The sequence below is a fragment of the Nocardioides imazamoxiresistens genome (genome assembly GCF_032378595.1).
GTDB lineage: Bacteria > Actinomycetota > Actinomycetes > Propionibacteriales > Nocardioidaceae > Nocardioides > Nocardioides imazamoxiresistens.
In genome coordinates, this window is sequence record NZ_JAVYII010000006.1 from 43820 (window position 1) to 64678 (window position 20859).

The window sequence follows — 20859 nt, forward strand, 5'->3', positions numbered from 1 at the left end:
GCTCAGGAGCGACGGGCCGGGCGTACCGTCTTGCCGTGCTCGGGGCGCGTGGCCGCGAGGTCGGTGAGGAACCGGTCGGCCCAGAAGGCGACGTCCTTCTCGCTCACGGTCTTGCGCATCGCCTTCATCCGGCGCGCGACGTCCTTCGGGTCGGCGCGGTACGCCGCCAGCAGGGCCTGCTTCATGCCGTTGATGTCGTAGGGGTTGACCAGCCACGCCTGGCGCAGCTCCTCGGCGGCGCCGGCGAACTCCGAGAGGACGAGCGCGCCGTCGCCGGTGTAGCGGCAGGCCACGTACTCCTTCGCCACGAGGTTCATGCCGTCGCGGTAGGGCGTGACGACCATGACGTCGGCGGCCCGGTAGAGCGCGGCCATCTCCTCGCGCGGGTAGGAGGAGTGCAGGTAGGAGATGGCCGGGCGGCCGATCCGGCCGAGGTCGCCGTTGATGCGCCCGACGAGCCGGTCGATGTCGTCGCGCAGGATCCGGTACTGCTCCACCCGCTCGCGCGAGGGCGTGGCGACCTGGACGAACACCGCGTCCTCGACGCCGAAGTGGCCGTCGGAGATGAGCTCGGAGAACGCACGCAGCCGGGCGAAGATGCCCTTGGTGTAGTCGAGCCGGTCGATGCCGAGGAAGATCTTGGCGGGGTTGCCGAGCGCGTCGCGGATCGCCTGGGCGCGCTGCTCGACCTTCTCGGAGCGGGCCAGGTCCTCGAAGCCGGCGGTGTCGATGCTGATCGGGAAGGCGGCGGCCCGCACGGTGCGGCCGTCGGGCAGGTAGACCGTGTCGCGGTGCGTCTTGTGCCCGACGCGCTGGCGCACCAGGCGGATGAAGTTCTGGGCGCCCGCCGGCAGCTGGAAGCCGACCAGGTCGGCGCCGAGGAGGCCCTCGAGCACCTGACGGCGCCAGGGCAGCTGCTGGAAGAGCTCGCTCGGGGGGAACGGGATGTGCAGGTAGAAGCCGATGCGCAGGTCGGGGCGCAGCTCGCGCAGCATCTGGGGCACGAGCTGCAGCTGGTAGTCCTGCACCCACACCGTCGCGTTCTCGGAGGCGATCTCGGCGGTGCGGCGCGCGAAGCGCTCGTTGACCCGGACGTAGGCGTCGAACCACTCGCGGTGGAACTCCGGCTTGGCCACGACGTCGTGGTAGAGCGGCCACAGGGTCGAGTTGGAGAAGCCCTCGTAGAACTCCTCGACCTCGGAGGCGCTCAGCCCCACCGGCACCAGCTGCAGGCCGTCCTCGACGAACGGCTCGAGGTCCTCGTCGCCGGTGCCGCCGGGCCAGCCGATCCAGGCGCCGTCGGCGGCGCGCATCACGGGCTCGAGCGCGCTGACCAGGCCGCCGGGGGAGCGGCGCCAGCCCTGCGAGCCGTCCGGCAGCGTCGTGCGGTCGACGGGCAGGCGGTTGGCGACGATGACCAGGTCGGCGGTGCGGGTGGGTGCCACGACCGCAACCCTAGTCGTCCGTGCGAGCCGGGAGGGGCGCCTGCGGCCGCGACGCGCGGGCGTACCGCATCGAATGACACCGTTGTGGTTCGTCACCTACCATCGAGCAGGGTCGCTCTCACTTCACGCCAGCCGCGCGACCGCCCGTACCCTTCGAGGAGCCCTGACCATGGATGCAGCGAACGCCGTCGCCGCAGACGAGCGGAACACCCCGGAGACCCACGCCTTGTCCGACCGTGACCTCGAGATCCTCGAGTTCGAGCGCCACTGGTGGAAGTACGCGGGGGCCAAGGAGCAGGCGGTCCGGGAGAAGTTCGAGATGAGCTCCACCCGCTACTACCAGGTCCTCAACGCGCTGATCGACAAGCCGGAGGCCCTCGCCGCCGACCCGCTGCTGGTCCGCCGCCTGCGTCGCCTCCGTGCCGCCCGCCAGCGGCAGCGCTCCGCCCGCCGCCTCGGCTTCGACGCCTGAGGCCGGCCGTGCGCACCTCCTCCGACCAGCGCGGCGTCGCGTACCCCGCCCCCCTCGTCGCCCTCAGCGTCATCGCGGTCGCCATGGCCGCGCTCGCCTTCGTCGTGACCGGCGGTGGTGGCGACGACGAGATCCGCACCGCCGCGCAGCCGGCCCCGACCAGCACCACGGCCGAGCCGACCGAGGAGCCCACGACCGAGGCGCCGGCCCCCGAGGAGCCGGAGGAGCCCGAGATCGACCGCAGCCAGGTCGTGGTCGAGGTCTACAACAACTCGCGGGTCAGCGGGCTGGCCGGCACCACGGCGGAGGCCACCACGGCGCTCGGCTGGCAGGTCGTCGGGTCCGACAACTGGGTCGGCACCATCCCCTCGACCACGGTCTACTTCCCCGAGCGGCTCGAGCCCGAGGCGCAGCTGCTCGCCGAGGACCTCGGCATCGGGCGCCTGATGCCCGCGGTCGACCCGATGCGCGGCGACCGGTTGACCGTCATCCTCACCGCGGACTACACCGACCAGGGCTGAGCCCGGCGAGAGTTCCCTCACGATCGGGCCCCGCCGGGGGCTCGGAGGGCCTCGTTGATGGGCGCGGCACCCCGCTGACGTGGTGCACTAGCCCTCATGGAGTTCTCCTCGCCGGAGGCGCAGCGGCGCTACGCCGAGCTGGTACGCGCCGCGTCGCGCGCCGTGGTCGGTCTCGACTTCGACGGCACGCTCTCGCCCATCGTCGACGACCCGTCGGTCGCCCACATCCACGACGACGCCCCCGGAGTGCTCGTCGACCTGGCCGTGCACGTGCGCGCCCTGGCGGTCGTCACCGGCCGCCCCGCGCGCCAGGTGCTCGCCCTCGGCGGCCTGGACGAGGTGGGCGAGCTGGTCCACGACGCCGGCAGCGACCTGTTCGTGTTCGGGCAGTACGGCAACGAGCGCTGGGACACCCAGGACCGCCGCGTCCGCTCCCCGCGCCCCCCGCACGGGCTGTCCACCTTCCTGCTCGGGCTGCCCCGGGTGCTGCGCGAGGCGGACGCCGCCGACGCGTACGTCGAGGAGAAGGGCCTCGCCATCGCCGTGCACACCCGGCGCCTGGCGGACCCGCAGGGCGCCTTCGAGCGGCTGCTCCCGAGCGTCTCCGACCTGGCCGCCGCCAACGACCTCGGCGTCGAGCCGGGCCGCAGCGTGATCGAGGTGCGCGCCCCCGGCATGCACAAGGGCGAGGCCGTGCGCACCCTCGTGCGCGAGACCCGCGCCGGCGCCTTCCTGTTCGCCGGCGACGACCTCGGCGACGTCGAGGCGTTCAAGGCGGTCGACGACCTGCGCCGCCAGGGCATGCCGACCCTCCTGGTCTGCTCGGCCTCGGAGGAGCAGAGCGCGCTCGCCGAGCTCGCCGACGTCGTCGTCGCCGGCCCCGAGGGCGTGCTCGACCTGCTGCGCGGGCTCACTGCCGACGCCGCGTCCGTGCGTACCTGAGCGACCACCTGTCTGTCCGACCCTTCCGCCCTGCCGGCCCGACCCGCCGCGCCGCGCCGCGAAAGAAAACGCGGACCGTGCGCGGGAAAACGCGGACCCGGACCGCCTCCGGGCGCCCGTGCGTCCGCGTTCTCCCGAGACCGGTCCGCGTTTTCTCGTCGGCGGGGCAGGGCGGGGCGCGATGCGTCGGTCGAAGAGGGCCGCCCGTTCCGACCCGCCGACGACGACCGAGTCTCACCATGTGGCGCACCGTCCCGCATCTCGGGACGGCGATTAGGCGTGCCCGCCGCGCCGTCCCTACGCTCTGACCAGCTCATCGAGAGGGACTGAGGGAACGGCCCGCTGACGTCCCGGCAACCGCCGCGATCTCCCTGCGCCCATCGGGCGCAGTCGCGGAGACGGTGCTAAATCCGGCCCGGGGCGAGAGCCGTCGCGGGGAAGATGAGGAGGAGGACTCATGAGCGCGTCCGTCGTCGAGACCGAGACCACCACCCCTGCACCGTCGCCCGGCCTGCGTGAGGGCGCCTTCGGCAACGCCACCGCGCTGGCCTGCCGCGAGTGCGGCCACCAGGTCGCCCTGGGCCCCTTCTACGCGTGTCCGGAGTGCTTCGGCCCGCTCGAGGTGTCCTACGACTTCCCGGCCGTGACCCGCGAGGAGATCGCCGCCGGGCCGGCCAACATCTGGCGCTACAAGGCGCTCCTGCCGGTGCCGAGCGACATCGAGTCGAGCCCGAACACCGAGCCCGGCTTCACCCGCCTGCTCGCCGCCGACAACCTGGCGGCGACCCTCGGTCTGAGCAAGCTGTGGGTGAAGGACGACTCGACCAACCCGACGAACTCGTTCAAGGACCGCGTCGTCGCCTGCGCCCTGAGCGCGGCCCGCGAGCTCGACGCCCGCGTGTTCGCCTGCCCCTCGACCGGCAACCTGGCCAACGCGGTCGCGGCCGCCGGGGCCCGGGCCGGCATCAAGACGGTCGTGTTCATCCCCAGCAACCTCGAGACCCCCAAGGTCGTGAACTCCGCGGTGTTCACCGACTCCCTGGTCGCGGTGGAGGGCAACTACGACGACGTCAACAAGCTCGCGAGCGAGATCGCCGGCGAGGAGGAGGGTTGGGCGTTCGTCAACGTCAACGTCCGTCCGTTCTACGCCGAGGGCTCGAAGACGCTGGGCTACGAGATCGCCGAGCAGCTGGGCTGGCGGCTGCCCGACCAGATCGTCATCCCCGTGGCCTCGGGCTCGCAGCTGACGAAGGTCGACAAGGCCTTCCGCGAGCTGATCGACCTCGGGCTGGTGGAGGACAAGCCGTACAAGGTCTTCGGCGCCCAGGCCACCGGCTGCTCGCCGGTCTCGGCGGCGTTCAAGGACGGCAAGAAGGTGGTGCGCCCGGTCAAGCCGGACACCATCGCCAAGTCGCTCGCGATCGGCAACCCGGCCGACGGGCCCTACGTGCTCGACGTGTGCCGCCGGACCGGTGGCGTCGTGGAGGACATCAGCGACGACGAGGTGCGCGAGGCCATCGTGCTGCTGGCCCGCACCGAGGGCATCTTCACGGAGACCGCGGGCGGCACGACCGTCGGTGTGCTGAAGAAGCTGGTGGAGTCCGGCCAGCTCGACCCGGACCTGGAGACGGTCGTCATCAACACCGGCCACGGCCTCAAGACGCTCGACGCGGTCGCCGGCAGCGTGGCCCCCGCGGCGACCATCGCGCCGACCTACGCCGCGTTCGCCGCTACCGGCCTCGCCTGAGCGCGACCGCCCCGACCAGAGAACGAGGAACCGACGTGCCCGTCTCCGTCCGCATCCCGACCATCCTGCGCACCTACACCGGCGGCGCCTCCGAGGTGAGCGCCGAGGGTGGCTCGCTGGGCGAGGTGCTCGAGGCGCTCGACGCCAGCTACCCCGGTATCAAAGGCCGCGTGCTCGACGACGAGGGCGACCTGCGTCGCTTCGTGAACGTCTACGTCGGCAACGAGGACGTCCGCTTCCTCGACGACCTGGCCACCGCCACCCCCGACGGCGCCCAGGTCTCGATCATCCCCGCGGTCGCCGGCGGCTGCTGACCTCGTCACGGCGCCGCAGCAGGTGGGCGCGCTCCGCCTCGTTGCGGCAGAGCGTCAGTGCGGTGTCGTACGCCTCGAGCGCCGCGACCGCATCGTCGTCCCGGCCCGTGCGGGCCAGCAGCTCGGCCCGCACGGCGGGGAGCCGGTGGCCCGGCAGGTCGCGCGTGGTCAGCCCGGCCAGGGCGGCGAGCCCGGCGTCGGGGCCGTCCCGCTCGGCCAGGGCCACCGCCCGGTTGAGGCGCACGACGGGGGACCCGGCGAGGGCGAGCAGCTCGTCGTAGCGCGCCACCACCCGGTCCCAGCGCGTCGCCCCCGGGGTGGGTGCGACCGCGTGCTCCGCGGCGACCAGCGCCTGCAGCAGGTAGGGCGCGGCCGGCGCCCGGGTCAGCGGGGTGAGCAGGGCGAGGGCCTCGGCGACCTCGTCGTGGCGCCAGCGTCGCCGGTCCTGGTCGGCCAGCAGCACGAGTCGACCGTCGCGGACGCGGGCGTCGCGACGCGAGTGCTGCAGCAGCACGAGCGCGAGCAGGGCGTCGAGCTCACCGTCGGCCGCCGCGCCCGGCGGGGCCACGTCGCGCAGCACCCGGACGAGGCGCACCGCCTCGCCGGCCCCGTCCGCGCGCACGACGTCGTCGCCGCTGCCGGGGGCGTAGGCCGCGGTGAACGCCAGGTACGCCGCCTCCGCGGCCACCGCGGTGCGCTCGGCGAGGGCCGCGCCCGACGGCACGGCGAGCTCCGCGCCGGCGAGCCGCTTGCGCGCGCGGGTCAGCCGCGCGGCCATCGTCGCGGTCGGCACGAGGAAGAGCCGCGCCACGTCCTCGGTGGACACGCCGAGCACGAGCCGCAGCGTCAGCGCGGCGGCGTTCTCGCGGGGCAGCCGTGGGTGGGCGCACAGGAGCACCAGTCGCAGCCTCTCGTCGGTGACCTCCTCGCCCGCGTCCGCCATCACCCGCTGCGCCTCCTCCCGGGCCTCGTGCTCGACGACGAGCTCCGGCACGGACCGCGCCGCGACGGCCTCGGCGCGCAGCCGGTCGAGGGCCCGGCGGCGGGCGGCGGTGAGCAGCCACGCCGGCGGGTTGGCCGGCACGCCGTCGCGCGGCCAGGTCCGCGCCGCCGCCTCGAACGCGTCACCGAGGGCGTCCTCGGCGAGGTCGAGCCGCGCGAACCTGGCCGCCAGCAGCGACAGCAACCGGGCCCAGTGCTCCCGGTGGGCCGCAGCGACGCCGTCGAGGGCCTGCTGCTCGCTCAGACGTCGATCCCGACTACGGGCCGGACCTCGATCGTGTACTCTCGCGGGAGCAGTCGCGCGACCTCGACGGCCGTCTCGAGGTCGGGCAGCTCGACGAGGTAGAAGCCGCCGAGCTGCTCGACGGTCTCGGCGAACGGACCGTCGGTCACCGCCCGCTCGCCCTCGGGCGCCGGCTGCACGGTGCGGGCCTGGTCGGGCGCCGCCAGCGCTTCGCCGCCGAGCACCTCGCCCCGGGCGGCGACCGCCGCGTCGAAGGCGTGGAAGTCGGCGACGACGCGCTGCTTGAGCTCGTCGTCCGCCGCGTCCCACTTGGCGTAGTGGTCGTCCTCCGTCATCAGCACCACGAACTTCATGCCGTCTCCCCGCTCTCCTGGTCCGTCCGGTCAGTCTTCCACCGAGATGACGCGCGAGGTCCGTCCCGATCGACACCCACCCGCGAGAATCTCGGGACGCCCGTCCGCGGGGAACCTCCACGGGGTTCTCGCGGCGCGTTCGGGGTGCGTTCACCCGGTGCTCGCGCGGGGCCGGCAACCTCCGTCCCCATGTCCTCGAAGGGAAAGGTCGCGGCGGTGCTCGCCGCGACCGCGGGCGGGCTCGGAGTCGCGGTCGGCTACGGCGGGCGCTCGCTGCTGCGTCGGCAGGCGGCGGCGGCCCGCCGGATCATCGGCAAGCCGCTCGGCGAGACGGCGCTGGATGCCGACAAGGTCTACCGCAAGCGGTACGCCGGCGACCCCGTCGAGCTCCTCGTGGTCGGCGACTCCATCGCGGCCGGGCTCGGCGCCGAGGCGCCCAACGAGACCTTCGGCGCGCGCCTGGCCAAGCTGGTCGGGCGGCACGCGGAGCGCCCGGTGCGGCTGCGCACCGTCGCGCGCGTCGGCGCCGAGTCGAGCATGCTGGGTGAGCAGCTCGCGACGCTGCCCGCCGACTACGCCGCCGACGTCGCCGTGGTCGTGGTCGGCGGCAACGACGTCACCCACCGGGTCCCGGTCGCCGAGTCCGCGCTGCACCTGCGCGAGGCCGTCGAGCAGCTGCAGGCCCGGGGGACCCGCGTCGTGGTGGGGACCTGCCCCGACCTCGGCGCGCTGCGACCGGTGCCGCAGCCGTTGCGGGCGTTGGGGGCGCGGGCCTCCCGCCAGCTGGCCGCGGCCCAGCGCGCGACGGCGCTCGCCTCCGGGGCGTGGGCCGTCTCCCTCGCCGACGTCGTGGGCCCGTTCTTCATCACCAACCCCGACGAGATGTTCAGCCTGGACCGCTTCCATCCCAGCGCCGCCGGCTACCGGCGCACCGCCAAGGCGGTGCTGCCGTCCGTACTCGCGGCCCTCGGGCACGTCGGCGAGGTGCCGTTCGGCCACCACGCGCCGGAGGTCGTCGACGAGGCCGCGCCGCGGGCGTACGCGGGTGGGGACCTCGACGACTGGGGCATCGACGACCAGGTCGAGCCCGACGGCCCGCCCGACAGCCGGACCGACAGCCAGGCCGGCTCGTCCGCGCACCGGTGACGGTCCTAGGGTCGCGCCCATGAGCACCCGTCCCCGCGTCCTCCTCGCCACCTTCCAGCTGATGCCGCAGGGGGAGGAGGGCGGCCACCTCCTCGTCGCCGAGCTCGAGCAGCGGGGGATCGAGGCCGCCTGGGCGGTGTGGGACGACCCCGCGGTCGACTGGGCCGCTGCCGACCTGGTGGCCGTGCGGGCCACCTGGGACTACCACCGCCGGCTCGGGGAGTTCCTCGACTGGGCCCGCGCGACCGCGGCGGTCACCACCGTGCTCAACGGTCCGGACGTCTTCGCCTGGAACGCGGTCAAGGACTACCTGGTCGGCCTCGGCGAGGACGTCGCCGTGGTGCCGACGGTGCCGCTGGACGACCGCACCCTGGTCCCGGTCCTGACCGAGGTCACGCAGCGATGGGGCTCCGCGGTGGTCAAGCCGGCCACCGGCGCCGGCGGGGTCGGCGTCGTCGTCGCCACCGGTCCGCTGGACCCCGTGCTCGAGCAGCTCACCGCCGGGCCGTGGGTCGCGCAGCCGCTGGTCGAGTCGGTGCGCACGCGCGGGGAGACCTCGGTGTTCGTGCTCGAGGGCCGCGCGGTCGTCCAGGTCGAGAAGGTGCCGGCGGCGGGCGAGATCCGGGTGCACGGCCACCTGGGCGGCACCACGCGGGGCGTCCCCGTCGCGGAGCAGGCGGGCGCGGTCGCCGAGGCCGCGGTGCGCGCCGCGGCCGCCCGCCACGCCGCGGACCTCGCGTACGCCCGCGTCGACCTCCTCGAGCACGAGGGCCGCCTCGTGGTCAGCGAGCTCGAGCTCATCGAGCCCGGCCTCTACCTCGAGGTCGACACGGCCATGGCCGCCCGGTTCGCCGACCTCGTCGCGGCCCGGCTGCGCTGAGCCCGGCTGCTTGCACTCGCAGGGGGCGAGTGCTAAACATGACGCTGGCACTCTCCCTCTGAGAGTGCTACGCAGCATCTCGGCTCGGAGGTCGAGGTCAGCAGCGACGGCGGGAAGGGTCCGCCGGTCGGTCTGATCGTCCGTCGCGGGCGACCGCCGGGCTTGTCCGCATCTCCAGCAGACAAGGAATCGCAGGAGACATGTCGAAGCTCATTGCTTTCAACGAGGAGGCCCGGCGCGGCCTCGAGCGTGGGATGAACACGCTCGCCGACGCCGTCAAGGTCACCCTCGGTCCCAAGGGCCGCAACGTCGTGCTCGAGAAGAAGTGGGGCGCCCCCACGATCACCAACGACGGTGTGAGCATCGCCAAGGAGATCGAGCTCGAGGACCCCTACGAGAAGATCGGCGCCGAGCTGGTCAAGGAGGTCGCGAAGAAGACCGACGACGTCGCCGGTGACGGCACGACGACGGCGACCGTCCTCGCCCAGGCGCTGGTGCGCGAGGGCCTGCGCAACGTGGCCGCCGGCTCCAACCCGATCGCCCTCAAGCGGGGCATCGAGGCTGCGGTCGCGTCGGTCTCCGAGCAGCTGCTGAACCTGGCCAAGGACATCGAGACCAAGGAGCAGATCGCGGCCACCGCGGCCATCTCCGCGGCCGACGTGTCCGTCGGCGAGATCATCGCCGAGGCGATGGACAAGGTCGGCAAGGAAGGCGTCATCACCGTCGAGGAGTCGAACACCTTCGGCATCGACCTCGAGCTGACCGAGGGCATGCGGTTCGACAAGGGCTACATCTCGGCCTACTTCGCCACCGACATGGAGCGCATGGAGGCCGTCCTCGAGGACGCCTACATCCTCCTCGTCGAGTCGAAGATCTCGAACGTCAAGGACCTGCTGCCGCTGCTGGAGAAGGTCATCCAGACCGGCAAGCCGCTCCTCATCATCTCCGAGGACGTCGACGGCGAGGCCCTGTCCACGCTGGTCGTCAACAAGATCCGCGGCACGTTCAAGTCGGTGGCCGTCAAGGCCCCCGGCTTCGGCGACCGCCGCAAGGCCATGCTGCAGGACATCGCGATCCTGACCGGCGGCCAGGTCATCTCCGAGACCGTCGGCCTCTCGCTCGAGACCGCCGGGATCGAGCTCCTCGGCCAGGCGCGCAAGGTCGTCGTCACGAAGGACGAGACGACCATCGTCGAGGGCTCGGGCGACAGCGACCAGATCAACGGTCGCGTCAACCAGATCCGCGCCGAGATCGAGAACAGCGACTCGGACTACGACCGCGAGAAGCTCCAGGAGCGCCTCGCCAAGCTGGCCGGCGGCGTGGCCGTCATCAAGGTCGGCGCGGCCACCGAGGTCGAGCTCAAGGAGCGCAAGCACCGCATCGAGGACGCGGTGCGCAATGCCAAGGCCGCCGTCGAGGAGGGCATCGTCGCCGGTGGCGGCGTGGCGCTCGTCCAGGCCGGCGCCTCCGCGTTCGACAAGCTCGAGCTCACGGGCGACGAGGCGACGGGCGCGAACATCGTGCGTCTCGCCATCGAGGCCCCGCTCAAGCAGATCGCCATCAACGCCGGCCTCGAGGGCGGCGTCGTGGCGGAGAAGGTGCGCAACCTGACCCCGGGCCACGGCCTCAACGCGGCCACGGGCGAGTACGTCGACCTGGTCGCCGAGGGCATCATCGACCCGGCCAAGGTCACGCGCTCCGCGCTGCAGAACGCCGCCTCCATCGCGGCGCTCTTCCTCACCACCGAGGCCGTCGTGGCCGACAAGCCGGAGAAGGCCGCCCCCGCGGGCGACCCGACCGGCGGCATGGGCGGCATGGACTTCTGAGTCCCGCCCGTCGCTGAAGCACCGCGAGGCCCCCGCTCCGTCACGGAGCGGGGGCCTCCGCGCGTCTCAGCCCTGCGGCAGCCCGATCCGCACGGGCCCCTTCGCGGTGCGTACGTCCACCGTCTCGCCGCCCTGCGTCACCACGACCTCGCCGCGGTCGGCCAGGTCCGCGGCCACCCCGCGTACCGGTTCCATGAGGTCGCGCCACCCCTCGCCGCCCAGCGCGCGGGCCACCTCGGAGGGGCAGATCGTCGCGCCGTCGCGGCGACGGGCCAGCAGGTCGCGGGTGGTGCGCTCGATGTCGGAGGCGGAGGCCGTCATGGCCTCCAGCGTGCCAGGACTCAGAACACCCCGGCCGGGCGGAACTGCACCGACAGGCGGGGGCCGGCGTGGGCCACCTTGGGCACGGCGTGCTCCCAGGTGCGCTGGCAGCTGCCGCCCATCACGACGAGGTCGCCGTGCGCCATCACGACCCCGGTCGACGGGCCGCCGCCGCGGCGGCGCAGGGCGAGGCGACGGGGGTCGCCGAAGGAGACGATCGCGACCATCGTGTCGTGGGTCGACCCGCGCCCGATGGTGTCGCCGTGCCAGGCCACGGAGTCGTCGCCGTCGCGGTAGAAGCAGCAGCCGGCGGTCACGAACGGCTCGCCGAGCTCGTCGCGGTAGTGCGCGCTCAGCTGCTCGCGGGCCGCGACGAGGGCGGGGTGGGGGAGGTCCTCGCCCGCGCCGTAGGTGTGCAGCAGCCGCGGCACGGCGACCACGCGGTCGTACATCGGTCGACGCTCCGCGCGCCACGGCACGTCGGCGACCATCGCCGCGGCGACCTCGTCGGCCGCGGTCGCCAGCCAGTCGCGGGCGACGTCGATCCAGGCGCCGTCGCCGAGGTGGCGGCGCTCGACACGGCCGCGCAGCGGCGGGACGCCGTCGGCGTACGCCGTGGGGGCGAGGCCGCCGAACAGGGAGCCCTGGAAGTCCATGCCCCGCACGGTAGTCGAACACAGGTTCGAAGAACAGGGGACGGGTCGGGGTCGTCCCGGGTGGCGTCGGACCGGGGGAGGGACCAGAGTGGACCCATGACCGAGCCCTCCGCGCCGCCGCCCGCGGCGAGCGTGCGCGACCTGGTGAAGACCTACGGCACCGGGCAGGCCCGGGTCACCGCGCTCGCCGGCGTCACCCTCGACCTGGCGCAGGGCGAGTTCACCGCCGTGATGGGGCCCAGCGGGTCGGGCAAGTCGACGCTGATGCACTGCTGCGCCGGCCTCGACACGGGCGATTCCGGCTCGGTGCGCATCGGCGACACGGAGCTGACCCGGCTCAAGGACAAGGAGCTGACCCGGCTGCGGCGCGACCGGATCGGCTTTGTCTTCCAGTCCTTCAACCTCGTGCCGACGCTCACGGCGCGCGAGAACATCCTCCTGCCGCTGGCGATCGCGGGCCGCCGCCCCGACGAGGGCTTCTTCGAGACCGTGGTCGACACCGTGGGCCTCGGCCCCCGCCTCGGCCACCGGCCGAACGAGCTGTCGGGCGGGCAGCAGCAGCGCGTCGCCGTCGCCCGGGCGCTCGTCAGCCGGCCCGACATCGTGTTCGCCGACGAGCCCACCGGCAACCTCGACTCGCAGTCGGGCGCCGAGGTCCTCGGCCTGCTGCGCCGCAGCGTGCACGAGGTCGGGCAGACGGTCGTGATGGTCACCCACGACCCGGTGGCGGCGGCGTACACCGACCGCGTGGTCTTCCTCGCCGACGGCCTGGTGGTCGACGAGCTGCGCGACCCCGACCGCGAGCAGGTGCTCGCGGTGATGACCCGGATGACGGCCGCGGCGCTGGACGCCGGGGCGTCCGACGGCGGCGCGTGATGCTGCGGGCCGCCTGGAAGAGCCTGCTCGGGCGCAAGGTGCGCCTGCTGATGAGCACGTTCGCGATCGTGCTCGGTGTCGCCTTCGTGTGCGGCACCCTGATGTTCTCCGACACCCTGGAGCGCTCGTTCACGTCGCTGTTCTCCTCCACCGTCGGTGACGTCGTCGTGCGCCCCGACGCCGGCACGTCGTTCGGGGCCGTCGAGGGCTCGACGCGGTCGGTGCCCGCGGCCCTGGTCGACGAGCTGGCCGCGGTCGACGGCGCCGCGCGCGCCGACGGGGGCGTGACGACCGCGGGCGTCTACGTGGTCGACACCGACGGCAAGGTGGTCGGGGGCCAGGGCGCGCCCGGGCTCTCCCTCGGCTTCACGACCCGCCCCGCGGCGGGCGGCAACGACGGGCTCCGGCTCCTCGACGGACGCGCGCCCGAGGGCGCCGACGAGATCGCGCTGGACGGGGCGACCGCCGAGCGGGCCGGCTACGACCTCGGCGACACGGTCCCGCTGATCACGCCGTCGGCCCAGGGACAGCTGCGGGCCGAGCTGGTCGGCCTGGTGGGCTTCGGCGAGCGCGCCTCCCTCAACGGCGCGACCATCACGGTCGTCGACATGGGCACGGCCCAGCAGCTCTTCCTCGACGGCGAGGACGCCTACACCGACATCTGGGTCACGGCGGAGCCGGGCGTCGGGCAGGAGGAGCTGCGCGACGCCGTCGCGCCGCTGCTGCCCGACGGCGCCGAGGCGATCACGGGCGACGACGCGGCGGACGAGTCCGCCTCGTTCCTGCTCGAGGCCATCTCGTTCCTCACGACGTTCCTGCTGATCTTCGCGGGCATCGCGCTGGTCGTCGGCGGCTTCCTCATCGTCAACACCTTCTCGATGCTGGTCGCCCAGCGCACCCGCGAGCTCGCCCTGCTGCGGGCCCTGGGCGCCTCGCGCGGCCAGGTGATCCGGTCGGTGCAGCTCGAGGCGCTCGTGGTGGGCCTGGTGGGTTCGACCATCGGCCTGGGCCTCGGCGTGCTGCTGGCCATGGGGATCCGCGCGCTGTTCGCGACCTTCGGCCTCGACCTCGAGGGCCAGCCCCTGGTGCTGGAGCCGCGCACCGTGCTCGCGGCCTACGGCGTCGGCATCGTGGTCACGATGGTGGCGGCCTGGAGCCCGGCGCGGCGCACGTCGCGGATCGCCCCGGTCCAGGCGCTGCGCGACGACGTGGCGCTGCCCGAGACGACCATCCGACGGCGGATGCTGCTGGGGGTGGTGCTCGTCGCCCTCGGCGCCGCCGCCATGGTCGCCGGCCTGTTCGCCGACGTGCCCCGCGCCGGCTGGTGGGTGGGCCTGGGCGTCCTCGCCGTGCTGCTGGGCGTGGCCGCGGCCAGCCCGGTGCTGGGGCGGCCGCTCCTGCTGGCGGCCCACGCGCTCTTCCGCCGCGCCTTCGCGGCGGTGGGCAACCTGGCGGGGCTCAACGCGCTGCGCAACCCGCGGCGTACCGCGGCGACGGCCTCCGCGCTGATGATCGGCCTGGCGCTCGCCAGCACCATGGCCATCCTCGGCGACTCGGCGAAGGCCTCGGTCGACCGCACCATCGAGCAGACCTTCCCCGGCGACTTCGTGGTCAGCAACCAGATCGGGCAGGGCTTCTCGACCGCCGTGGCCGACCGGATGCGCGAGGTGGACGGCGTCGAGCGGCTCGTGGCGCTGCGCTACGGCCTCGTCGAGTCCGGCTCCCGCCCGCAGGGGCTCGGCGGCGTCGACCCCGCTGACCTCGCCGCGCTCGACGTCGTCACCGTCGACGGGGACCTCGGCGACCTGCGGGACGGCACCGTCGTGGTGGACGACGAGTACGCCGAGGAGCAGGGCCTCGAGGTCGGCGACGAGCTGACCCTCTCCACGCTCGCCGGCGAGACCGACTACCCCGTCGTGGCCGTCATCGAGCCCGACCCGGTCCTCGGCTTCCCGGTCGTCACGACCACCGCCACGCTCCTCGACGCCGGCTACCGCGACCTCGACAACACCCTCGTCGTCGACGCCGCGGCGGACGCGGCGGGCGGCCTCGACGGCGTGGAGGAGCGGCTCTCGGCCGTGGTCGGGGACAACCCGCTCGTCACCGTCAAGGACCAGGCCGCCTACGCCGCGGAGCAGCGCGAGCCGATCGACCAGCTCGTGCTGGTCATCTTCGCCCTGCTCGGGCTGGCGCTCGTGATCGCCGTGCTCGGCATCGTCAACACCCTCGCCCTCTCGGTCGTCGAGCGCACCCGCGAGGTCGGTCTGCTCCGGGCCGTGGGGCTGGGACGCGGGCAGCTGCGGTGGATGGTGACGCTGGAGTCGGTCGTCATCGCCGCGCTCGGCGCGGTGCTCGGGCTGGTGATGGGCGTCGTCTTCGGCGTCGCCCTCATGGCGGCGCTGCGCGACGAGGGCCTGGAGGTGATCAGCGTGCCGTTCGGCCAGCTCGCCGGCTTCGGCGCGGCCTCGCTGGTGGTCGGCGTGCTCGCCGCGGTGCTGCCGGCGCGACGGGCCGCCCGGATGGACGTGCTGACGGCCGTGGGGTCCGAGTAGCGGCCAGGAACCACGGAAGTTCCTCAAATCTCGCTCGAAATGGCGGACAGGAGCGCCGATCCTGCCTACCGTGGCCGACGTGGAGAATGCCGTCGCCCTCGAGCGTGAGCCGCTCAAGCACGTCCAGGTGCGTGAGTACGTGCGACAGCTCGTCGCCGACGCCGAGCCCGGCTCGGCCGCGCCGTCCGAGCGGGAGCTCGTGCAGCGCTTCGGCGTGGCCCGGATGACGGTGCGCCAGGCGATGGACGCGCTCGTCGGCGAAGGCCTGCTCGAGCGGGTGCCCGGCCGCGGCACGTTCGTCGCCAAGCCCCGCAACGAGGTCGGCCTGCTGCTCAGCTTCTCCGCCGAGATGCAGCGCCGCGGCCTCATGTCGGAGTCGCAGACCATCCTCGCCCGCCGCGAGCAGGCCGGTCCCGGCGTGGCCCGTGCGCTCGACGTCACCGAGGGCGACGCGGTCATCCACTGGAAGCGTCTGCGGCGCGCCGACGGCCAGCCGATGTGCGTGGAGGACGCCTACCTCAACGAGGTGCTCCTGCCCGGCTTCCTGCAGAGCGGCATGCCCACCAGCCTCTACCAGGCCCTCGCGATGCGCGGCCTGCGCCCGACCTGGGCCGAGGACTCCGTGACCGCGGACCTGCCGACGGCCGAGGAGGCCCAGGCCCTCGAGATCACCACGAGCACCCCGGTGCTGCGGGTGGCGCGGCGGGCGGTGGCCGACGACAAGGTCGTCGAGGTCTCGCGCTCGGTCTACCGCGCCGACCGGTTCACCCTCTACGTCCAGCTGAGCGACGACTGAGGCTCCACCCGGCTCGCGCTCCGCACGTCACCGGGCTCCTGCTCGCCGCGGGGGCCGGCCGCCGCATGGGCCGACCCAAGGCGCTCGTCGACGACTGGCTGGAGCGCTCCGTGCGGGTGCTGCTGGACGGCGGCTGCGACGACGTGACCGTCGTGCTCGGCGCCCGGGCGCAGGACGCGGTAGCGCTCCTCGACGACACCTCCGGCGACGTACACCACGTGGTCGCCGCCGACTGGGCCGAGGGCATGGGCGCCTCGCTGCGGACCGGCCTCGCAGCCGTCGCCGACGCCGACGCCGTGCTCGTCCACCTGGTCGACCTGCCCGACGTGGGGTCCGCGGTCGTGCGCCGCGTGCTCGAGGCCTGGCACGGGCCGACGACGCTGGCGCGCGCCGCCTACGGCGATCCGGCCGCCCCGCGGCTCGGGCACCCCGTGCTCCTCGGGCGCGAGCACCTGGACGCGGTGCGCGACGTGGCGGTGGGGGACCGCGGGGCGCGCGACCACCTCGCCGGCAACGACGTGCGCGCCGTGTGGTGCGGGGACCTCGCCGGGGGCGACGACGTCGACTCGCGCGGCGGGCCCGACCTCAGCCGGCCGTGAGCTCGCCCAGCCGGGCGATCGCCTGGCCCGACGTCTCGCACACCCACGCCGGGTCGGGACCACCCAGCTCGGGATCGATGCGCAGCGAGTGCTCCTCGATGGAGGCGCACGTGGTGCACAGCGGCCACCGCTGACCGGCGTCGAACAGCGCGTCCTGCACGTCCGCGGCGACCAGCCCCGCGGCGTACGCCTCGCCGGCCGGCCACTGCTCGACCCACCAGCGCCGCGTCGAGACGGCGTCCTCGAGCGCGGAGACGGCCTCCGCGTCCGCGAACCCCCGGGCGCCGAGGTCGGCGAGCACGAGGGCGCGGGCGTTGAGGAGGACGTCGACGCTCATGCCCCCATTGTGCGTCGTGGGGTTCAGGGCGCCGCGGTGGCGGTCGCCGTGGAGGTCGCCGTCGCCGTGGCGGTGGACGTCGGCGCCGGGGTCGCCGGGCTCGTCGTGGCGCTCGGCGACGGGGAGGTCGGCGGCGTCGTGGGCGTGGCGGGGCTGCTCGGCGGGGTCGTCGGGCTGGCCGGCGTCGTGGGGCTGGTGGGCGTCGGCTGCTGCGGGAAGCAGTAGGGGTTCTGCGTGCTCCCGACCACCGTCAGGCCGACCGAGCCGAGGTTGGAGATCCGCCCGGTGCTCATCGAGAACGGGATGCTCTTCGTCGCCGCGTACTGGCACTGGTCGTTGCTGCCCGAGCCCGTCTTGAGCCAGCCGCCGGTGGCGTCGGCGTCGATGACGAGCCGTGCGGCGGGTTGGTCGCGGATCGCGCCGGCGATGGTGAACGTGCCGTTCGACGCGGTGCGCGTCTCGCCGAGCTTGTTGCCCCAGGTGCTGTAGAGCCGCACGCGGACGCCGGCGAGGGTGCGCGCGCCGGCCTTGGAGTCGACGATGGTGCCGGTCACGGACGCGCCGCGCTCGTTGAGCTGGAAGTACGTCTCCAGCAGGCCGCCGCGCGGCACCTGGCGGTTGCCGGGCAGCGAGCCGGTGCGGCCGAACTGGCTGCCGAGGGTGGGCACGGTGAGCTCGTAGGCCCCGGGGTGCACGCCCGCGAAGGTGGCGGCGCCGTTGGTGATCCGCGCCGTGTACCACTGCCCGGTCGCCTTGCTGCGGGCCGTGGCCCAGCCGCTGGTGCCCCACAGGCGGTTGGTGCGCTCGTAGAAGCGGACGAACAGGGCGCCGGAGCGCTGCGTCAGGTTGATCGAGATGTTCGCGTTGGTGCCGGCCCAGCGACGCGGCAGCCACGTGCTCGGGCCGGACCACTGGCCGCGGGCGTCCCACGTGTAGACCGAGTAGTTGCCGGCCGGCAGCCCGCCGATGGCGAACTGGCCGGCACCGTTGGCCTTGGTCTCGAAGCTCTGGCCGTAGTTGTTGGCCGCGACCACGCGGGCGTTGGCCGCGGCGGAGCCGTTCGTGCGCGCCGTCCCGGTGATGCTGGCGCCGCGTCCCATGCCGACGTCCTTGCGCACGGTGCGGCCGGTGTAGACCCGGGTGGTGCGGTCGCTCGGACCGAAGCGGTTGATGTCGTAGACGGGGCGGGTGTCGGTGACCTGGATCCGGTAGTCGCCGGCCGGCACGCGGAACTCGTAGACCGAGCGGACGTTCGCGCTGTGCACGACCTGCCAGTCGTTGGTGAACAGCGTGACCTTCACCCAGCCGTTGTAGACCTGGCCGCCGCTCTGGGTGATCGTGCCGACGACGCTGCCGCGGGTGTCGGCGGCGGCGGCCGGAGCGGTCGTCCCGGCGGAGGTGACGGTCGCGAGCGCGACCAGGAGGGCGCTCGCGAGCGCGACGATGACGCTGGCTCGACGGCGGGGGCTGAGACGGGGACGGCGCATGGCAGGGCAACTCCGGGAGGGACGGCACGCGGACTTCGACGCAGGTCAGCCTAGGTGCGCCAACCGTGCCCGGCCTCAAGAACGCGGCAACGTCCCCCGAGCATCACCCGGAGGTCGCGCCCGTGCGCAGGCGCTCGGCCTCCGCACGGTCGGTGGCCATGGCCCAGCGGATCGTGCCGGTGGCCACCCGGCCCACGGCGCGGACCGCGGTGCGCTCGGTGACCGGCAGCCACGGCAGTCGCAGGGGCAGCCGGGTCCAGGCGGGCATGAGGCCGACCGCGGCGGCCGCGAGCGTCGCGTACGGCACCCGCGCCGCGAGCGGCAGCGGCGGCTCCACCAGCAGCGCCCGCACCGCCTCGCGGGCCTCGGGGGTGCCCCGCAGCTCGGGACGGTACGCCTGCAGCGTGGCGTCGAGCTCGGCCCGCGTGTGCGGCACGTCGCGGGCGCCGAGCGCCTCGGCGACGTGCGCGGCCTGCGCGACGTACGTGTCCGCCTCGGCGTCGTCCAGCGGCCGCGCGCCGTAGACCTGGTGGGCGGTCAGGAAGCTGTCGATCTCGGCGACGTGCACCCAGCGCAGCAGGTGCGGGTCGGAGGCCGCGTACGGCGTGCCGTCCCGCATCGTGCCGACGATCCTCTCGTGGATGCGGCGCACGGCCGCCACGGCCGCGTCGGCGTCCGCGTCGGTGGCGAACGTGGTCGCGGCGATGAACGTGGCGGTGCGGTGCAGGCGGCCCCACATGTCCTCGCGGTAGGCCGAGTGCTCGGCCACCCCGGCCATCGCGGCGGGGTGCAGGGCCTGCAGCATCAGCGCGCGCATGCCGCCGACGAACATCGAGGCGTCGCCGTGCACGCGGGCGATCGGGTCGCCGGGCCCGAAGCGCCGGGGGCCGGGCGCGCCGTGGATGCGCGCCCGCTGCCTCGGGCCCTCGGGCCCGGCCACCCGCGAGAACAGCGCGTCGCCGAGGCGGCGCCGCGTGCCGGCGACCAGGCCGCCCGCCACCTCGCCCACGCGCTCGGACACGGGGCTCAGCAGCGGGACGCTCATGCATCCATGATGCACGCGGCCCGGTCGCCGCTCAGTCGCCCTTGACGTTGACGAGCTGGCGCAGCGTGTGACGCACCTCGACGAGGTCGGCGGCGTCGGCCATCACGCGGTCGATCGGCTTGTACGCCGCCGGGATCTCGTCGAGGAACGCGTCGGTGTCGCGGAACTCGATGCCCGTCATCGCCTCCCGCAGCTGCTCGCGGGTGAACGTCCGGCGGGCCCGGGAGCGGGAGTACTCCCGCCCCGCCCCGTGCGGCGCCGAGCGCAACGACATCCGGTCGCCCTTCCCGACGACGACGTAGGACGCCGTGCCCATCGAGCCGGGGATCAGGCCCGGCCGGCCCTCCGAGGCGTCGATCGCACCCTTGCGCGACAGCCACACCTCACGACCGAAGTGCCGCTCGCGCTCGGTGTAGTTGTGGTGGCAGTTGATCGACTCCAGGCGCGGCACCGTGGCGCCCGCGCCCACCCACTCGGAGAACTGGCGCACGACCCGGTCCATCATCTCCTCGCGGTTGAGCAGCGCGTAGTGCTGCGCCCAGCGCATCTGCGCGACGTAGGCGTCGAACTCGGGGGTGTCCTCGACCAGGTACGCCAGGTCGGCGTGCGGCAGCTGCACCCACCACTTCTCGCACAGCTCCCGGGCGACGGCGATGTGGTGCTGGGCGATCCGGTTGCCCACGCCCCGCGACCCCGAGTGCAGGAACAGCCACACCCGGCCGAGCTCGTCGGCCGTGACCTCGATGAAGTGGTTGCCGCTGCCGAGCGTGCCGAGCTGCAGCTCCCAGCGCCGCGCGTGGTCGCCCGGCTCGAAGCCCGCCTCCTGCGCCCGCCGCGTCAGCTCCTCGAGCCGCTCGCGGGTGTGGTCGCGGCTCACCGTGCGGTTCGCGGCGCCGGCCGAGAGCGGGACGGCCCGCTCGATCGCCTCCCGCAGCGGCCGACGGTCGGCGGGCAGCTCGTCCACGGTGTGCGGGGTGCGCACCGCGATCATGCCGCAGCCGATGTCCACCCCCACCGCGGCGGGCATGATCGCCCGCTCGGTGGGGATGACCGAGCCGACGGTGGCGCCGAGGCCCAGGTGGGCGTCGGGCATCAGCGCGACGTGCGGGAAGACGAACGGCATGCTCGCCGTCGTCACCGCCTGCGCGCGGGTCGAGTCCTCGAGGATCGACGCCCAGTTCACGAGCGTCGGGGTGATGTGCTCCATGGTGGTCCTGCCGGCTTCCCGGCCCTCTCCGTTCCTGCGGCGGGCACCGCGCCCGCCGTCCGAGGTCGACGCTAGGGGCGCCGAATCCGGT

General features: G+C 74.0%; 21 protein-coding genes and 1 riboswitch. Of the genes, 12 read left to right on the top strand and 9 right to left on the bottom strand.

The window, feature by feature from the left end; all coding sequences use genetic code 11:
* Positions 1 to 2 precede the first annotated feature (2 nt).
* Entirely contained in the window at positions 3 to 1445 is a 1443-nt protein-coding gene (locus RDV89_RS13975) for an alpha,alpha-trehalose-phosphate synthase (UDP-forming) (protein ID WP_315733684.1), read from the bottom strand.
* A gap of 169 nt (positions 1446 to 1614) precedes the next feature.
* Here RDV89_RS13975 and RDV89_RS13980 point away from each other — a divergent pair, with 169 nt between their 5' ends.
* The 5 genes from RDV89_RS13980 (at position 1615) to RDV89_RS14000 (ending at position 5441) form a co-directional block, all read left to right on the top strand.
* Entirely contained in the window at positions 1615 to 1917 is a 303-nt protein-coding gene (locus tag RDV89_RS13980) for a DUF3263 domain-containing protein (RefSeq protein WP_315733686.1), read from the top strand.
* Positions 1918 to 1925: 8 nt separating this feature from the next.
* Complete coding sequence (locus RDV89_RS13985) at positions 1926 to 2438, top strand: LytR C-terminal domain-containing protein (protein WP_315733688.1); 513 nt, start codon at positions 1926 to 1928, stop codon at positions 2436 to 2438.
* Between the two features lie 96 nt (positions 2439 to 2534).
* Positions 2535 to 3380, top strand: a complete 846-nt coding sequence (gene otsB, locus RDV89_RS13990) for a trehalose-phosphatase (protein ID WP_315733690.1) — start codon at positions 2535 to 2537, stop codon at positions 3378 to 3380.
* 310 nt (positions 3381 to 3690) lie between these two features.
* Positions 3691 to 3828: riboswitch (SAM riboswitch) on the top strand.
* Positions 3829 to 3837: 9 nt separating this feature from the next.
* A complete protein-coding gene (gene thrC, locus RDV89_RS13995) occupies positions 3838 to 5127 on the top strand; it encodes a threonine synthase (RefSeq protein ID WP_315733692.1) in 1290 nt (429 codons plus the stop codon).
* Between the two features lie 35 nt (positions 5128 to 5162).
* Positions 5163 to 5441, top strand: a complete 279-nt coding sequence (locus tag RDV89_RS14000; protein WP_315733694.1) for a MoaD/ThiS family protein — start codon at positions 5163 to 5165, stop codon at positions 5439 to 5441.
* Here RDV89_RS14000 and RDV89_RS14005 read toward each other — a convergent pair.
* Together RDV89_RS14005 and RDV89_RS14010 are read right to left on the bottom strand one after the other, a co-directional pair.
* On the bottom strand, positions 5413 to 6627 hold the full coding sequence (locus tag RDV89_RS14005) for an RNA polymerase sigma factor (protein WP_315733696.1): 1215 nt from the start codon (positions 6625 to 6627) through the stop codon (positions 5413 to 5415). The two genes, RDV89_RS14000 and RDV89_RS14005, sit on opposite strands and share 29 nt — an antisense overlap.
* Positions 6628 to 6683: 56 nt before the next feature.
* Positions 6684 to 7040: a YciI family protein gene (locus RDV89_RS14010; protein ID WP_315733697.1), complete on the bottom strand. Its 357-nt coding sequence runs from the start codon at positions 7038 to 7040 to the stop codon at positions 6684 to 6686.
* A gap of 189 nt (positions 7041 to 7229) precedes the next feature.
* Here RDV89_RS14010 and RDV89_RS14015 point away from each other — a divergent pair, with 189 nt between their 5' ends.
* From RDV89_RS14015 to groL, 3 genes are all read left to right on the top strand, one after another.
* A complete protein-coding gene (locus RDV89_RS14015; protein WP_315733699.1) occupies positions 7230 to 8186 on the top strand; it encodes an SGNH/GDSL hydrolase family protein in 957 nt (318 codons plus the stop codon).
* A 19-nt stretch (positions 8187 to 8205) separates the two neighbouring features.
* Positions 8206 to 9066: a DcsG N-terminal domain-containing protein gene (locus tag RDV89_RS14020; protein WP_315733701.1), complete on the top strand. Its 861-nt coding sequence runs from the start codon at positions 8206 to 8208 to the stop codon at positions 9064 to 9066.
* Positions 9067 to 9266: 200 nt separating this feature from the next.
* On the top strand, positions 9267 to 10892 hold the full coding sequence (groL, locus tag RDV89_RS14025; protein ID WP_315733703.1) for a chaperonin GroEL: 1626 nt from the start codon (positions 9267 to 9269) through the stop codon (positions 10890 to 10892).
* Positions 10893 to 10958: 66 nt separating this feature from the next.
* Here the strand turns inward: groL and RDV89_RS14030 are convergent, their stop codons facing one another.
* Positions 10959 to 11213, bottom strand: a complete 255-nt coding sequence (locus RDV89_RS14030; RefSeq protein WP_315733705.1) for a DUF3253 domain-containing protein — start codon at positions 11211 to 11213, stop codon at positions 10959 to 10961.
* Positions 11214 to 11233: 20 nt separating this feature from the next.
* Positions 11234 to 11869 carry an alpha-ketoglutarate-dependent dioxygenase AlkB gene (locus tag RDV89_RS14035; RefSeq protein ID WP_315733707.1) on the bottom strand — a complete coding sequence of 212 codons (636 nt, stop codon included), beginning with the start codon at positions 11867 to 11869 and terminating at the stop codon, positions 11234 to 11236.
* 96 nt (positions 11870 to 11965) lie between these two features.
* On the opposite strand from RDV89_RS14035, the gene RDV89_RS14040 reads away from it, so the two are divergent.
* The 4 genes from RDV89_RS14040 (at position 11966) to RDV89_RS14055 (ending at position 16692) form a co-directional block, all read left to right on the top strand.
* Positions 11966 to 12745, top strand: coding sequence for an ABC transporter ATP-binding protein (locus RDV89_RS14040; protein ID WP_315733709.1), 780 nt, complete (start codon positions 11966 to 11968; stop codon positions 12743 to 12745).
* Positions 12745 to 15297: an ABC transporter permease gene (locus tag RDV89_RS14045; protein ID WP_315734254.1), complete on the top strand. Its 2553-nt coding sequence runs from the start codon at positions 12745 to 12747 to the stop codon at positions 15295 to 15297. Before RDV89_RS14040 ends, RDV89_RS14045 begins: the two co-directional genes overlap by 1 nt.
* A gap of 79 nt (positions 15298 to 15376) precedes the next feature.
* Positions 15377 to 16093, top strand: coding sequence for a GntR family transcriptional regulator (locus tag RDV89_RS14050; protein WP_315733711.1), 717 nt, complete (start codon positions 15377 to 15379; stop codon positions 16091 to 16093).
* Between the two features lie 38 nt (positions 16094 to 16131).
* Positions 16132 to 16692 carry a nucleotidyltransferase family protein gene (locus tag RDV89_RS14055; RefSeq protein WP_315734256.1) on the top strand — a complete coding sequence of 187 codons (561 nt, stop codon included), beginning with the start codon at positions 16132 to 16134 and terminating at the stop codon, positions 16690 to 16692.
* On the opposite strand, the gene RDV89_RS14060 is transcribed toward RDV89_RS14055, so the two are convergent.
* The 4 genes from RDV89_RS14060 to RDV89_RS14075 all read right to left on the bottom strand — a co-directional run bounded on the left by RDV89_RS14060 (position 16679) and on the right by RDV89_RS14075 (position 20768).
* Positions 16679 to 17029: a DUF8819 family protein gene (locus RDV89_RS14060; RefSeq protein WP_315733713.1), complete on the bottom strand. Its 351-nt coding sequence runs from the start codon at positions 17027 to 17029 to the stop codon at positions 16679 to 16681. The two genes, RDV89_RS14055 and RDV89_RS14060, sit on opposite strands and share 14 nt — an antisense overlap.
* 23 nt (positions 17030 to 17052) lie before the next feature.
* Positions 17053 to 18516, bottom strand: coding sequence for a hypothetical protein (locus RDV89_RS14065; RefSeq protein WP_315733715.1), 1464 nt, complete (start codon positions 18514 to 18516; stop codon positions 17053 to 17055).
* 103 nt (positions 18517 to 18619) lie between these two features.
* Entirely contained in the window at positions 18620 to 19561 is a 942-nt protein-coding gene (locus RDV89_RS14070) for an oxygenase MpaB family protein (RefSeq protein ID WP_315733717.1), read from the bottom strand.
* 31 nt (positions 19562 to 19592) lie between these two features.
* Positions 19593 to 20768: an RtcB family protein gene (locus RDV89_RS14075; RefSeq protein ID WP_315733719.1), complete on the bottom strand. Its 1176-nt coding sequence runs from the start codon at positions 20766 to 20768 to the stop codon at positions 19593 to 19595.
* Positions 20769 to 20859 lie beyond the last annotated feature (91 nt).

Bases quoted from the DNA above. Each gene is read 5' to 3' on its own strand.
- RDV89_RS13980 (WP_315733686.1), top strand. From the start codon at position 1,615: ATGGATGCAGCGAACGCCGTCGCCGCAGACGAGCGGAACACCCCGGAG.
- RDV89_RS14030 (WP_315733705.1), bottom strand. From the start codon at position 11,213: ATGACGGCCTCCGCCTCCGACATCGAGCGCACCACCCGCGACCTGCTG.
- RDV89_RS14075 (WP_315733719.1), bottom strand. From the start codon at position 20,768: ATGGAGCACATCACCCCGACGCTCGTGAACTGGGCGTCGATCCTCGAG.
- RDV89_RS14010 (WP_315733697.1), bottom strand. From the start codon at position 7,040: ATGAAGTTCGTGGTGCTGATGACGGAGGACGACCACTACGCCAAGTGG.
- RDV89_RS14065 (WP_315733715.1), bottom strand. From the start codon at position 18,516: ATGCGCCGTCCCCGTCTCAGCCCCCGCCGTCGAGCCAGCGTCATCGTC.
- RDV89_RS14015 (WP_315733699.1), top strand. From the start codon at position 7,230: ATGTCCTCGAAGGGAAAGGTCGCGGCGGTGCTCGCCGCGACCGCGGGC.
- RDV89_RS14045 (WP_315734254.1), top strand. From the start codon at position 12,745: ATGCTGCGGGCCGCCTGGAAGAGCCTGCTCGGGCGCAAGGTGCGCCTG.
- RDV89_RS14040 (WP_315733709.1), top strand. From the start codon at position 11,966: ATGACCGAGCCCTCCGCGCCGCCGCCCGCGGCGAGCGTGCGCGACCTG.
- otsB (WP_315733690.1), top strand. From the start codon at position 2,535: ATGGAGTTCTCCTCGCCGGAGGCGCAGCGGCGCTACGCCGAGCTGGTA.
- RDV89_RS14070 (WP_315733717.1), bottom strand. From the start codon at position 19,561: ATGAGCGTCCCGCTGCTGAGCCCCGTGTCCGAGCGCGTGGGCGAGGTG.
- groL (WP_315733703.1), top strand. From the start codon at position 9,267: ATGTCGAAGCTCATTGCTTTCAACGAGGAGGCCCGGCGCGGCCTCGAG.
- RDV89_RS14020 (WP_315733701.1), top strand. From the start codon at position 8,206: ATGAGCACCCGTCCCCGCGTCCTCCTCGCCACCTTCCAGCTGATGCCG.
- RDV89_RS14035 (WP_315733707.1), bottom strand. From the start codon at position 11,869: ATGGACTTCCAGGGCTCCCTGTTCGGCGGCCTCGCCCCCACGGCGTAC.
- RDV89_RS14060 (WP_315733713.1), bottom strand. From the start codon at position 17,029: ATGAGCGTCGACGTCCTCCTCAACGCCCGCGCCCTCGTGCTCGCCGAC.
- thrC (WP_315733692.1), top strand. From the start codon at position 3,838: ATGAGCGCGTCCGTCGTCGAGACCGAGACCACCACCCCTGCACCGTCG.